The organism is Stenotrophomonas sp. CS3K5 (assembly GCF_059515225.1).
This window is the reverse complement of the sequence record NZ_JCAKRX010000001.1, coordinates 117,748-130,730: the sequence shown is the minus strand read 5'-3', so window position 1 is coordinate 130,730 and position 12,983 is coordinate 117,748. Positions and strand designations below refer to the sequence as shown.

11 protein-coding genes are annotated in these 12,983 nt (G+C 68.1%); 4 read left to right on the top strand and 7 right to left on the bottom strand.

Going from position 1 to position 12,983, the window contains the following annotated elements; translation table 11 throughout:
- From AC5YGJ_RS00555 to AC5YGJ_RS00535, 5 genes are all read right to left on the bottom strand, one after another.
- Complete coding sequence (locus tag AC5YGJ_RS00555; protein ID WP_249844644.1) at nucleotides 1-837, bottom strand: alpha/beta hydrolase; 837 nt, start codon at nucleotides 835-837, stop codon at nucleotides 1-3.
- Nucleotides 838-916: 79 nt separating this feature from the next.
- Entirely contained in the window at nucleotides 917-2,296 is a 1,380-nt protein-coding gene (locus AC5YGJ_RS00550) for a sensor histidine kinase (RefSeq protein ID WP_496185418.1), read from the bottom strand.
- Nucleotides 2,293-2,976, bottom strand: a complete 684-nt coding sequence (locus tag AC5YGJ_RS00545) for a response regulator (protein ID WP_249844642.1) — start codon at nucleotides 2,974-2,976, stop codon at nucleotides 2,293-2,295. The genes AC5YGJ_RS00550 and AC5YGJ_RS00545 overlap by 4 nt, the downstream gene beginning before the upstream one ends.
- Nucleotides 2,977-3,104: 128 nt before the next feature.
- Complete coding sequence (locus AC5YGJ_RS00540) at nucleotides 3,105-4,229, bottom strand: metallophosphoesterase (protein ID WP_409461121.1); 1,125 nt, start codon at nucleotides 4,227-4,229, stop codon at nucleotides 3,105-3,107.
- Nucleotides 4,230-4,302: 73 nt separating this feature from the next.
- On the bottom strand, nucleotides 4,303-4,752 hold the full coding sequence (locus AC5YGJ_RS00535; RefSeq protein WP_107230268.1) for a winged helix-turn-helix transcriptional regulator: 450 nt from the start codon (nucleotides 4,750-4,752) through the stop codon (nucleotides 4,303-4,305).
- Between the two features lie 78 nt (nucleotides 4,753-4,830).
- On the opposite strand from AC5YGJ_RS00535, the gene AC5YGJ_RS00530 reads away from it, so the two are divergent.
- Nucleotides 4,831-6,036: an MFS transporter gene (locus tag AC5YGJ_RS00530; RefSeq protein WP_496185417.1), complete on the top strand. Its 1,206-nt coding sequence runs from the start codon at nucleotides 4,831-4,833 to the stop codon at nucleotides 6,034-6,036.
- Nucleotides 6,037-6,149: 113 nt separating this feature from the next.
- On the opposite strand, the gene AC5YGJ_RS00525 is transcribed toward AC5YGJ_RS00530, so the two are convergent.
- Nucleotides 6,150-7,565: a GGDEF domain-containing protein gene (locus AC5YGJ_RS00525; RefSeq protein ID WP_496185416.1), complete on the bottom strand. Its 1,416-nt coding sequence runs from the start codon at nucleotides 7,563-7,565 to the stop codon at nucleotides 6,150-6,152.
- A 286-nt stretch (nucleotides 7,566-7,851) separates the two neighbouring features.
- On the opposite strand from AC5YGJ_RS00525, the gene AC5YGJ_RS00520 reads away from it, so the two are divergent.
- Both AC5YGJ_RS00520 and AC5YGJ_RS00515 read left to right on the top strand, forming a co-directional pair.
- Complete coding sequence (locus AC5YGJ_RS00520; RefSeq protein WP_496185415.1) at nucleotides 7,852-10,101, top strand: TonB-dependent siderophore receptor; 2,250 nt, start codon at nucleotides 7,852-7,854, stop codon at nucleotides 10,099-10,101.
- A 176-nt stretch (nucleotides 10,102-10,277) separates the two neighbouring features.
- Nucleotides 10,278-11,258: a cation diffusion facilitator family transporter gene (locus AC5YGJ_RS00515; RefSeq protein ID WP_496185414.1), complete on the top strand. Its 981-nt coding sequence runs from the start codon at nucleotides 10,278-10,280 to the stop codon at nucleotides 11,256-11,258.
- 183 nt (nucleotides 11,259-11,441) lie between these two features.
- Here AC5YGJ_RS00515 and nfi read toward each other — a convergent pair whose 3' ends face one another.
- A complete protein-coding gene (nfi, locus tag AC5YGJ_RS00510; protein ID WP_249844635.1) occupies nucleotides 11,442-12,116 on the bottom strand; it encodes a deoxyribonuclease V in 675 nt (224 codons plus the stop codon).
- 94 nt (nucleotides 12,117-12,210) lie between these two features.
- Between nfi and gpmA the strand changes: the two genes are divergently transcribed.
- Nucleotides 12,211-12,960: a 2,3-diphosphoglycerate-dependent phosphoglycerate mutase gene (gene gpmA / locus AC5YGJ_RS00505; protein WP_249844634.1), complete on the top strand. Its 750-nt coding sequence runs from the start codon at nucleotides 12,211-12,213 to the stop codon at nucleotides 12,958-12,960.
- The last annotated feature ends 23 nt before the right edge of the window (nucleotides 12,961-12,983 follow it).

The window sequence follows — 12,983 nt, the reverse complement described above, 5'->3', positions numbered from 1 at the left end:
TCAGGCCACCGCCTTGAGCACGTCGCTGCGTTCACCGATCTCGCTGAAGAAGCGCGCGCTGCGACGGATCACATCGCGGCGTTCGCGGTCGATGGTGATCATGTGGTAGCTGTCTTCCAGCACCACCAGTTCTTTCGGGCCACTGACCCGCGACATCACCAGTTCGGCATTGCCCATGCTGGCCACGTCGTCCTCGCGGGCATGCATCACCAGGCACGGCGCGGTGACCTGGTGCAGGTGGCGGCGGGTCCAGTGGCTCAACGCCCGCATCTCGGCCAGTGCATGCCAGGGATTGCCGGGCAGGCCGGCGGCGGCGCTGTCGCCGGACAGCATGGCGGCACTGACCTGCGCGCGCAGGCGCTCGTCACGCAGGCCGTACGGCGGCTCTTCCATGAACATGCGATCGCGGCCGATGTTGAAGCGCTTGAACCAGGGCAGCAGGAACGAGAAGCGGGCCACCGCGGGAATGTTCCAGCCGTCGTAGCGGAAGGTGGCGCCGTACACGCCCACGCCGGAGATCCATTGCGGGCGGCGTGCGGCCAGGGCCAGCGACAGCACCGCGCCCATCGACAGGCCGCCCACGAACAACTGGTCGACCTTGCCGCGCAGGGCCGCCGCCGCATCCTCCACACCCTGGTACCACTGCTCCCAGGTGGTCGCCAGCAGATCGTCCACGGTGCCGCAATGGCCGGGCAGCTGCACGCCGTGCACGGTGAAACCGGCGTTGTTCAGGCCCTTGCCGAGCATGCGCATTTCCGCCGGGGTGCCGGTCAGGCCGTGCACCAGCAGCACGCCCTGCGGGCCACCGGGGAGGAAGAAGTCGTGCGATTGGGTCACCTGGCGGCTCCGGGACGGCAGTGGAGAGGGCAGGATCGCAAGCGCGATTTTCGCCAGCCTTTCAGCGCCCCGGGCCGGGTCAGGGGGCCTTCAGCAGCGGCAGCGTGACGGCTACCTTCAGCCCCCCGCCGGGCCGGTTGAGGAAGCTCAGGCGGCCGCCGAAGTGCTCCACCGCCTCGTGGGCGATGGCCAGGCCCAGCCCGGTGCCGCTGGCGGTGGTGCCGGGGGCACGGAAGAAGCGCTCGCCCAGCCGCGGCATCACGTCGTCGGCGACGCCAGGGCCGTTGTCCTCCACGTACAGCTCGACATCATTGTCATCCAGCGCGTGCACGCCCACGGTGACGGTGGCGTCTCGACCGGCATAGCGCAGGGCGTTGTCGATCAGGTTGTCCAGCGCCTCCTGCAGCATTGCGCCGTTGCCGAGCACGCGCAGCGGGTGCGGACCACCGCGATAGCCCAGATCGATGCCGTCGCGGATCGCTTCGGGCACGCGCATGCCGACCCACTGCGGCACCAGCTGGCACAGATCCAGTGCTTCCACCGTGTCCGGCACGGTCTGCGCACGGCTCAGTGCCAGCAGCTGGGTGCTGACGCGGGCCGTGCGCTGGTTGAGCCGGCGGATGTGCTGCAGCGCTTCACGCACCGTGTCCGGGTCGCCATGCGCCAATGCCTGGTCCACATGCAGGGCCATGCCGGCCAGCGGCGAGCGCAGCTGGTGGGCGGCATCGGCGATGAAACGGTTCTGCAGGGTGATCATTTCCGCCTGGCGCGCGAACAGATCGTCGATGGTGCTGATCAGTGGCTGGATTTCTTCCGGTACGTCGGCATCGGAGATCGGCGCCAGTTCGCCCCGGCGCTGCGCCAGCCGGGTCCTCAGCGGGGTCAGGATGCGCAGGCCGTAGGTCACGCCGAACCAGACCAGCGCGGCGGTGCCCAGCGCCAGCATGGTCATCAGCGGGATGATGATCATCAGGATCTCGCGTGCGCGCTGGCGGCGGTCAGCCATGCTCTCGGCCACGGTTACCGCCAGCTGGTCCTGCGCGTCGTTCAGCGCCTGCGTGCAGACCGTGGCCATGCGCACCTGCTGGCCGTTGAGGATGCCGTCGTACAACGCCGGGTGCACGCCGGTGCAGTCCTGGGAAGGCGCATACGGGCTGAAATCGGCGTTGCCGCTGATCGTGCCCTTGCGGCTGCTGTCCACATTGAAGTAGCGGTGGCCGTCGGGGTCGTACTCGATCAGGAAGCGCGCCTGCGGTGACAGATCGCTGGTCACCGGCATGGTGCTGAGCATCTGCGCGAACGAGTGGGTGTCGTCGACCAGGTTGCGGTCGTGGATGCGGTTGGAATAGTCCAACGCAACGTAGTAGGCCAGCACCGTATTGAAGATGAGCAGGCCCAGCATCGGCAACGCCAGGAAGGCGAGCAGGCGCCGGCGCAGGCTGGGCGGGCCGCTGATCACGGCGTATTTTCGTCCTGCGTGTCTTCCAGCATGTAGCCCAGCCCACGCACGGTGCGGATGCCCATGCCGCCGGGCTGCAGCTTGCGGCGCAGGCGGTGCAGGGCGATGTCCAGGCCATTGTCGGTCAGGTCCTGGCCCCAGTCGCACAGCGCTTCCACCAGCTGCGCGCGCGACACGATGCGCTCGGCGCGTACCGCCAGCGCCGACAGCAGGCCGAACTCGCGCGCGGTCAGTTCCAACGACTGGTCGTCGATCCACACCCGGTGCCCGGCCAGGTCCAGGCGCAGACGGCCGATGCGCAGGTCCGGGTTGCCGTTGCTGGTGACCCGGCGCAACTGCGCGCGCACACGCGCTTCGAATTCGTCCAGTGCGAACGGCTTGACCAGGTAATCGTCGGCGCCAAGATCGAGCACGCGCACGCGTTCGGCCAGGCCATCACGGGCGGTCACCACCAGTACGGCCAGGCCGTCGCCGCGCTGGCGCAGGCGCTGCAGCACATCGCGGCCGTCCAGCTGTGGCAGGCCCAGGTCCAGTACCAGCAGGGCGTACTGGGTTGAACCCAGCGCGGCGTCGGCATGCGCGCCGTTGTCGACGTGGTCGACCACATGCCCCTGCCGGCGCAGCGAGGCGCACAGGCCGGAGGCGATGTCCGGGTCGTCTTCAGCAATCAGTACGCGCATGCGCAGGGGCTCCTGTAACGGTCAGGCCCGCCGGCAGGGGCGGGCCTACAGGTTGCCGAGGGTAGCGGCAAACCGGGTGAAGAGGGAGCGTGACGGCGCCGGCTGGCGCGGCCGTGGTATCCGGCCGTTCAGTCCTGCAGGCCGGGCTCACCCTGTGCCAACGGGACCCGGGAGCCGTCCAGCAGGCCACGGCTGAGCGTGCCGTCCTCGATGAACAGCAGTTCGCCGTTCTCGCCGTTCTTGATGCTGCTGTCGATGGCGATCACGCGGTCGCCGTGGAAGCTGCTGACGTGCGGCATCGAGGTATGGCCGACCACGATGCGCTTGAGATGCAGGCGGTCGAGCACGCTCTGTACCCCTGCGGTGTCGAGGCGGCCATCGAAGTAGCCGCGGTACCAGATCGGGCTGGTCTTGCCGTCATACAGCGGTGCGGTGGCCGGGTCGGCCTTCACCTCGGCCTTGGGCAGGCCCAGCGTGGCCTGGTAGGCCGCGTTGGTGCGCGCCGGGTCCAGTGCCAGCTCCACCGCCTCGGGTGAGATGCCGCCGTGCAGGAACAGCGTGTCGCCGATCTTCAGCAGCACCGGCCGCGTGCGCAGCCACTGGCCGATCACCGAATCGGCGCCATACAGCTGCGGGTAGCTGCGGCCGAGCAGCTGGGCGCTGCGCAGGTACTTCGGATTGACGTAGCGCAGGTCGTCGTACAGCACCATGGTCTCGTGGTTGCCCAGCACGAAGTGCACCGCGCCACCGGCAGCGGCCGCCTGCTGCTGCAGGCCGTACAGCAGCCAGAACGCTTCGGTGACCTGCGGGCCGCGGTCGAACACATCGCCGGCGATGACCAGGGTGTCGGTGCCCAGCGCCCAGCGGTCCTGCGCATCGATCACCTTGTTGGCGCGCAGCAGGCGTACCAGCAGGCCGTACTGCCCGTGGATATCGGACAGGGCAACGATGCGCGGTACCGCCGGTAGCACGGAGACCGACGGCGCATTTGGTGCTGCGACATGCAAGGTGTGTTCGTAGCCGCAGCGCGGCGCGATATCGGTGCCCGTCGCGTTGATCGGCAGCGCGCGCGACTCGACCTTGTCCGCGCAGATCCATTTCGCCTTCAACTGCTGGCCGTCGCGGAACACGTACGGGCCATCGGCCTGTACATGGTCAGCGGGCGCGGCGACCTCGCGGGCCTGCGTGGCTCCAGCGGCACAGGCCAGCAGGGGCAACAGGGCGATCAACAGCGAACGGCGATAGCGCGACATCGGCGGCATCCAGCGGCGGAAAGCGCCGATGCTACCCGGCCCGGCCGTAGTACGGTGTGCGCGAACGGGCGGATCAGATATCACGCCCCTCGTCCTTGAGCTTGCGCACGCGGGTGGCCGCCGCCTGCAGAGGTTGGCCGTCGCGCCCACGCGGCTGCATGTAGGGCAGCGGACGGCGCGTGCTCGATTCGATCAGCTGCGAATGAGCCTCACCGGCAGCGAAGCGATGCCGTTCGCCCCACTGGCGCAGCGCGACCAGCAGCGGGAACAGCTCCTGGCCGGCGGCGGTGAGCACGTATTGCTGGTAGGCCGAACCATCGGAGGCCGGCTGCAGCTGCAGGATGCCCGCCTCGACCAGCCGGCGCAGGCGGTCGCTGAGGATGTTGCGCGCGGCGCCGAGGCTGCGCTGGAAGTCGCCGAAGCGGGTGATGCCATCGAAGGCATCGCGGATCACCAGCAATGCCCAGCGGTCACCGAGCAGGTCGGCGCTGCGGGCGACGGGGCAGGGGCTGTCGGCGTGCATGGCAGGTCCCGCAGAAGGTGGTTGCAGTTTAAAACCGATTTCGCTAGCCTGCATCAAGTTTCAAATTGAAACTACATGATGAGTCTCGCCCCGATACCCCGCTCCCTGCTGGTTCTGCTCGCGGTCGCCGCCGGCGCCAGCGTCGCCAACGTCTACTATGCGCAGCCGCTGCTGGACCAGCTCGCGCGCGCCTTCGCGCTGGACCGGGCGGTGGCGGGTGCGGTGGTGTCTGCCACCCAGGCCGGCAGCGTGCTGGCGCTGCTGGGCCTGCTGCCGCTGGCCGATCGTGGTGACCGTCGACGCCTGCTGCGGTTTCAGCTGGTGGCACTGGTGCTGGCGTTGCTGTGGCTTGCTGCGTCAGGCACGGCGGCCTGGTTGTTGTCGGGCATGCTGCTGGCCGGCTTGCTGGGCACGGCGCTGACCCAAGGGCTGATCGCCTACACAGCCACGCTGGCACCGCCCGAGCAGCGGGGGCGCGTGGTGGGCGCCGTGCAGGGTGGGGTGTTCATCGGCCTGCTGCTCGCGCGTGTGCTATCGGGGGCAGTCGCGTCTGCGCTGGGCTGGCGCGCGGTCTATCTGCTGTCGGCGATGGTGATGATGGCCTTGGCGGTGCTGTTGTGGCAGCGCCTGCCCGCCGTGCCGGTGCCGGTGGTTCCCCCGCGCTGGCGCGAACTGCTGGATTCGATGCTGGGCATGCTGCGCAACGACCGGACCCTGCGTGAGCGCGGTCCGTTGGCGCTGTTGCTGTTTGCCGGGCTCAATGTGTTCTGGGCGGCGGTACCGCTGCCGCTGTCGGCTCCGCCGTTGCACTGGTCGACCGCGGCCATCGGTGCACTGGGCCTGGCGGGCGTGGTGGGGGCGCTGCTGGCGGCGCGGGTCGGGCATTGGATGGATCGTGGCTTCGCGCATCGGGTCAGCGTCGGCGCGCTGACGTTGATGCTGGTTGCCTGGTGGCCACTGCTGGGCTTGCCGCGTTCGCTGGTGCTGTTGTTGCTGGGCGTGGTGGTTCTGGATCTGGGCGGACAGGCGCTGCACGTCGCCAATCAGGCCCTGCTGCTGCGTGCACCGGCGGAACAGCACGGTCGCCTGGTGGCGCTGTACATGTTGTTCTATGCGATGGGCAGCGGTGCCGGTGCGGCGGCCGGAACCTGGATGCAGGCCCGTCACGGCTGGCCGGCGGTGTGCCTGCTGGGCGCGGGCATCGCCTTGGTGGCGCTGCTGTGGTGGGTGGCAGCGCTCAGGGTATCGGCGGACGCACGAACCGGTAGCGCCGGCTGCCGGTAAAGTCGACCGCTGGTCGACTGCTCTTCCTTTGGACCCCGCAACCCCCCGCGCTGCGCGCGATAGTCGACCAGCAGTCGACGCTACCATCGCCGGGACTCTTCATTTCCGCCGGTTCAGCGCTGCAATGCACGCCGCCCCGGCGCGTCCTGCAACGCATCGCTGGCCACCACCACACGGTTGCGGCCGCCGCGCTTGGCCGCGTACATCGCGGCATCGGCGCGCGACATCAGGCGTTCGTAGTCGGGGTGCCCGTCGTGGCCGGCTACGCCGATGCTGGCGGTCAGTTCCAGCACCTGCCCGTTGGCCAGCACCACCGGCGACTGCGCAATCTGCCGCCGCAGGCTTTCGGCAATCACCTCGGCCTGCGATTCGCTGGCCGCGACCAGCACCACCACGAACTCTTCGCCGCCATAGCGGAACAGGTAGTCACTGCCGCGCGTGAGCTGGCCGAGCAGGCCGGCCACATGCTGCAACGCGCGGTCGCCGGCGTCGTGGCCATGGCCGTCATTGATCGCCTTGAAGTGGTCCAGGTCGAGCAGCAGCAGCGAGAACGGCGTGCGGTTGCGCGTGGCCAACTCGATTTCCCGGCGCAGCACGGTGGGCAGGAAGCGGCGGTTGAGCAGGTTGGTCAATGCGTCGCTGCCGGCATCGAGTTCGCCGATACGCTCGAACAGCAGCGTCATCAGGGTGCGGATGCTGGCCAGGTCTTGACGGATCGACGGCAGCACTGCCAGGCGCTGCGCGGGAGCATCCATCGCCGCGTGCTGCAGGCACGTGTCGATACGCGCCATCAAGCGGCCGACCTGTTGGGTCTCGCTGCTTTCGCCGAAGCTGGGAATGCCCTTGTGGGTGAACCACAGGCCGAATTCGGAGGTGGCCAGGCTGGCACTGTCGCTACCCTGCACGTGGCCGGCCAACGCGTAGAGCAGGGCGTTTTCCCAGTCCAGCAGCAGTGCACGCTGGCGCTCGCGTTCGGTGCTGACATTCTGCACCAGTGAAAACAGCCGGTAGGCAGCATCGGCCCGGGTGGAGCGCTCGCGCGCATGGGTGTAGGCCAGGGTCATGCCTTCCATGGCGATGTCCATGATCGCGCTGAGGCAGTCGATGGCGGCGAAGGCGGTGGCGCTGTCCGGCGCATCGTCGCGCAGGCGCACGAACAGTTCGTGCTTGAGCACTCGCGCACCGCGCGTGACCAGATCGACCGGAATGCCGACCCGTGCATGCACGTCGCCGATCACCCGCTGCGCGGCCACCGTGCTGGCGATGCCGTCGGCATCGGTGGTCAGCAACTGCACCAGCCAGCGCTGCATGGCCGGCTGCAGGCGCTGCTTGACCTGCTCGTGGGACAGGAAGCGGCGCGCGCGACCATCCTGCAGCAGCACCTCGTAGAAGCGCTGGGCCAGCGCCGGTGGTGCATCGGCGGCGGCATCGCGCAGCAGCGCGGTGGCTGCCGGCCCGGCCTGCTGCAGGCAGTGTTGCCACGCCTCGGCCAGCGGCTGGCTGGCGTCGTCCAGTTGGGGTGTTTCCACGTCGATCTCTGACTGCGTACGGCAAACCACGGATATCGGCCGCGGTGGCGCGCGATTGATGGCGATGAGCCGGCCAGTTTAAGCGCGATGCAGGGATGCCCGGTGCGCAAAGCACAGCGCGGCGGCTGCTGCAATGAGCGAACGCATTTGAGAATCACTCGCATTGGTGGGAGAATGTGCACAGCGAACCTTGCCGCAGAGGCCTGCGGCACGGTTCCACCTCCCCCTCGTCGTTGCCTCAAGCCCTTCGCCAGAGGCCCCGTTGCCCTGCCAGAAGGTCCAGAACATGTCCCCTGCCGTTGTCCTTTCGCCGCGCCCGCTGGCGCTCGCCGTTGCTGCGCTGCTGGCCGGCAGCGCCCTGTCCGCCCGCGCCGAGACCGATGCCACCGATATCGATACGGTGCATGTCACCGCCTCGCAGATCGCACGTCAGGCGCTGGGTACCTCGACCATCACCGCCGAGGACATCGCCAGGCGGCCGCCGGCCAATGACATCGCCGAGCTGCTGCGCACCATGCCGGGCGTCAACCTGACCGGCAACAGCGCTTCCGGCCAGTACGGCAACAACCGCCAGATCGACCTGCGTGGCATGGGTCCGGAAAACACCCTGATCCTGGTCGACGGCAAACGCATCGGCGCACGTGACGCCGTGCGCATGGGCCGCAGCGGCGAGCGCAACACGCGCGGTGACACCAACTGGGTGCCGGCGGAGATGATCGAGCGCATCGAAGTGCTGCGCGGTCCGGCGGCAGCACGCTACGGCTCCGGTGCCTCGGGCGGCGTGGTGAACATCATCACCAAGCGCCCGACCGGTGACCTGACCGGCGCAGTCGATCTGTACGGCCTGGTGCCCGAGCACAGTGCCGAAGGCGGCAGCGAGCGCGTCGGCCTGCAGTTGAGTGGCCCGATGACTGACACCCTGTCGTTCCGCCTGTACGGCAACCTCAACAAGACCGACGCCGATTCGCTGGACCTCAACCGCCAGTACGCCACCAACCCGAACGCGGTGCCGCCGGCCGGCCGCGAGGGCGTCAAGAACCGCGACGTCAACGCGCTGCTGCGCTGGGACGTGACCGCCAACCAGGTGGTCGAGTTCGAGGCGGGCACCAGCCGCCAGGGCAACATCTACGCCGGCGACCGTGCGGTCAGCACCACCGGTACCTCCACCGGCGTCGACCTCGCGGCGCTGGCCGAGGGTGAGGCGGAGACCAACCGCATGTACCGCAACACCGGCGCGATCACCCATCGTGGCCGCTGGGGCGACCTGACCTCGCGGGTGACGGCTGCGGTGGAAGCGGTGAACAACTCGCGCATCAATGAAGGCCTGGCAGGTGGCCCGGAGGGCAGCTTCAACGGCACCGACTGGTCAACCTCGCGCCTGCGCAATTACCAGCTGGACGGTGAAGTCAGCTTCCCGACCACGCTGGGCGGCGCCGAGAATGTCTGGACGCTGGGCTTTGAATACCTCGACAGTCGTTTGACCGACCCGTACTCGATGAGCCAGTCCAGCAGCAGCGGTGGTGGCTTCCCCGGACTGTCAGCCGACCGCGCGCGCGGCAAGGCCGATGCGCAGACCACCGCGGTGTTCGTAGAAGACAACATCTACCTTGGCGAGCGCTGGACCGTGACCCCGGGCCTGCGCTTCGACCACCACAGCCAGTTCGGCAACAACACCAGCCCCAGCCTCAATGCGCAGTTCCGCATCAACGGCGACTGGGTGGTGAAGGGCGGCATCGCGCGTGCATTCAAGGCACCGAACCTGTACCAGTCGAATCCGGATTATCTGTACTACACCCGCGGCAACGGTTGCCCGAATGCACTGCCGAGCCTGGGTGCCGGCTGCTACATGCGCGGCAATGCGGACCTGAAGGCGGAAACCAGCCTGAACAAGGAGCTGGGCATCGAGTGGGCGCCGCAGAGCGGCTGGCAGGCGTCGTTGACCTACTTCCACAACGACTACAAGGACAAGATCCAGGCCGGCTACGACCAGATCGGTCTGACCGCCGATGGCCGCGGCCGCATCTTCCGCTGGGAGAACGCGCCGAAGGCGATCGTGCAGGGGCTCGAAGGCAACCTGGTGATTCCGCTGCTGGGCGAGCAGGGCAGCCGCCTGAAGTGGAGCAACAACTTCACCTACATGGTCGAGAACGAGAACAAGACCACGCGCCAGCCGTTGTCGGTGATCCCGAAGTACACGATCAACACCATGCTGGACTGGCAGGCCACCGACAAGTTGTCGCTGCTGCTGACCGGCACGTTCTATGGCAGGCAGGAACCGGCCACCACCAACATCAACAACGACCCGCGCTGCACCGGTACGTGCGATCCGTCGGTAGCGCTGCAGGACCGTGGCGCCTACAACATCTGGGGCGTGAGCGCGCGCTACAAGGTGACCGAAACGGTCAGCTTCGGCTTTGGCGTGAACAACCTGGCCGACAAGCGCCTGTTCCGCGAGGCCAACAGCAGCGATGCCGGTGCGGCGACCTACAACGAACCGGGCCGTGCTTACTGGGCCAGCCTGCGCTTCGGGTTCTGAGCGCACGCAGGTGTCGCTCCGCTGCGCCCGCCAGGCAGGGCCTGGCGCTACCCCGGTAGCGCCGGGCCCTGCCCGGCGGGCTCGGCAGGTTGCCGGTTCTGCAATGTTATAAACACCGTGATAGTTTCCCCACGACCGCCAGCGTAGCCTGCCTCCATCGCAAAGGAGCTGTTGCCATGGGCCACGACCACGATCACTTGCCATCCCAGATCCGCCACGAGAAACCCTTGTGGTGGGCGCTTGGCCTGACGTCTACCTTCCTCGTCGTCGAAGTGGTGGGCGCGTTCTGGACCAACAGCCTGGCGCTGCTGTCCGACGCGGCACACATGGCCACCGACGCGCTGGCTTTGATGATCGCGCTGGTGGCGGTGCGGCTGAGCCGGCGCCCGCCGGATGCACGGCGTACCTATGGCTATGCACGCCTGGAAGCACTGGGCGCGATGATCAACGGCGCGATGCTGTTCGTGGTCGCGGCGTACATCCTGTGGGAAGCGGTTGGACGTTTCCGCCAACCGCAGGAGATCGCCTCCACCGGCATGCTGGTCATTGCCGCCGCCGGCCTGGTCATCAATCTGATCTCGATGCGCCTGCTGCAGGCCGGCAGTGGCGAGAGCCTCAACGTGAAGGGCGCGTACCTGGAAGTGTGGGCCGACATGCTGGGCTCGGTGGCGGTGATCGCCGGCGCCATCCTGATCCAGCTGACCGGCTGGAAGCCGATCGACCCGATCCTGGCGGTGCTGATCGGCCTGTGGGTGCTGCCGCGAACCTACGTGCTGATGCGCGAAGCGATCAACGTGTTGCTGGAAGGCGTGCCCAAGGGCATGGACGTGGCCAAGGTGCGCGACAGCCTGTCCGGGCATGCGGCGGTGATGGACGTGCATGACCTGCACGTGTGGGCGCTGGCCTCCAGCACGCCGGCGCTGACCGCGCACATCGTGATGCGTGACGGCACCGACGCCGATGCGCTGCGCCGTGAGTTGGGGGCGCGCCTGCATGATGATTTCGGCATCGAGCATGTGACGTTGCAGATCGAGGCCGACCATTGCGGCGAAGCCTGCGGTGAGCCGGCACCGGTGAAGGGCGGCGAGCACGAGGGCCATGAAGATCATGATCATGGCGAAGACGCACAAGGGCATCGCGGTCACGTGCATCGTTGAACGGGATATGCCGTCATGCGGATCGGGTGAATCCGGCCGGGCGAAACAGCCTTGGTAGAATCGACTGTTGGTCGACTGCTCTCCCGCGAGGCTGCGCCAAAGCGCGTGCTGCGCGCGACAGTCGACTCTACCCAATCGTCCCGACGCGACCGCGCAGGCTGCATCCGTCCTCAGCAGCGAAGGTCATTCGTCCCGTCGGGACGCCAGCCGGTCCGCCAACCGGGTCGGCTCCGGCAGGCGGTAGCCACGCAGCGTGCGCCGCACCCAGTCCAGCGCGGTATCGGCACTGACCCGATGGCCACCGGCCACGAACAGCGGCTTGCACCGCAGCTTGCTGCGCAACACCCAGCCCAGTTGTTCATCGCCGTCCAGCAGCGGTGCATGCGCGCCGGCCTCGGTGCCCGGCTCGACGAAGCGCCCCACCAGTTTCGACTTGGCCACGCCGATGCTGGGCAGGTCGGTGACCACGCCCAGGTGCGCGGCCACGCCCAACCGGCGCGGATGGCTGATGCCGTGGCCATCGACGAACACCAAGTCGGGCACGCGCGGCAGCAGTGCGAGCGCGGCCAGCAGTGCCGGCAGTTCGCGGAAGCTGAGCAGGCCAGGGATGTACGGCATCACCGTGGGAATGCGCGCGATTTCCTGCGCTACGGGCTGCAGCGACGTCGCATCCAGCAGCACCGCCGCAGCGCGGGTGGTGGCACCGTTGTCCTCGAAGCCGACATCCAGCCCGGCCAGCCAGCGCACGGTGCGGGGCAGGCGGTCCTGGCGCTCCACGCGGGCGGCCAGTTGCAGTTGTTGCGCGCGGGCAGCAGCGACGCTGCCTTCCCAGCGCCCTGGGTCGATCACCGTATTCATTGGCAAGAGCATGGCATGGGCAACGCCACGGCACGGTGAGCGGCGGCCGGGGCTACAATGGCGGCCTGCCTTTCCTCGCGTTGGAGACCCTGCAGTGACCCGTAAACTCGTACTGTTGCGCCATGGCCAGAGCCAGTGGAACCTGGACAACCGCTTCACCGGCTGGGTCGATGTCGACCTGACCGAGCAGGGGCGCCGGGAAGCGGCCGCCGCCGGCCGCCTGATGCGCGAGGAAGGCCTGCAGTTCGACGTCGCCCACACTTCGGTGCTCAAGCGCGCCATCCACACCCTGCAGGGGGCGCTGGCCGAGCTGGAGCAGGACTGGCTGCCGGTGAACAAGTCCTGGCGCCTCAACGAGCGCCACTACGGCGGCCTGCAGGGCCTGGACAAGGCCGAGACCGCCGCCAAGCACGGCGAAGAGCAGGTCAAGGTGTGGCGCCGTTCGTACGACATTCCGCCGCCGCCGATGGAGCTGGACGATCCGGGCCACCCGATCCATGACCGCCGCTACGCCGGTCTGGACCGCAACGCACTGCCGGGCACCGAATCGCTGGCCACCACCCTGGACCGCGTGCTGCCGTACTGGCACGACGCCATCGCGCCGCAGTTGAAGGACGGCAAGACCGTGCTGGTCACCGCCCACGGCAACTCGCTGCGCGCGCTGTACAAGTACCTCAACAACGTCTCGCGCGAGGAGATCCTCGAGCTGAACATCCCGACCGGCATTCCGCTGCTGTTCGAACTGAACGACGACCTGACCGTGCAGTCGTTCCGCTACCTGGGTGACCCGGAAGCGGCGCGCAAGGCCGCCGAAGCCGTGGCCAACCAGGGCAAGGCGAAGTAAGAAGCAGAAGGCCGGCGCAAGCC

What these genes read in the sequence shown, in the direction of transcription:
- AC5YGJ_RS00545 (WP_249844642.1), bottom strand. Translation starts at nt 2,976, where the DNA reads ATGCGCGTACTGATTGCTGAAGACGACCCGGACATCGCCTCCGGCCTG.
- AC5YGJ_RS00540 (WP_409461121.1), bottom strand. Translation starts at nt 4,229, where the DNA reads ATGTCGCGCTATCGCCGTTCGCTGTTGATCGCCCTGTTGCCCCTGCTG.
- AC5YGJ_RS00535 (WP_107230268.1), bottom strand. Translation starts at nt 4,752, where the DNA reads ATGCACGCCGACAGCCCCTGCCCCGTCGCCCGCAGCGCCGACCTGCTC.
- AC5YGJ_RS00530 (WP_496185417.1), top strand. Translation starts at nt 4,831, where the DNA reads ATGAGTCTCGCCCCGATACCCCGCTCCCTGCTGGTTCTGCTCGCGGTC.
- AC5YGJ_RS00520 (WP_496185415.1), top strand. Translation starts at nt 7,852, where the DNA reads ATGTCCCCTGCCGTTGTCCTTTCGCCGCGCCCGCTGGCGCTCGCCGTT.
- AC5YGJ_RS00515 (WP_496185414.1), top strand. Translation starts at nt 10,278, where the DNA reads ATGGGCCACGACCACGATCACTTGCCATCCCAGATCCGCCACGAGAAA.
- nfi (WP_249844635.1), bottom strand. Translation starts at nt 12,116, where the DNA reads ATGAATACGGTGATCGACCCAGGGCGCTGGGAAGGCAGCGTCGCTGCT.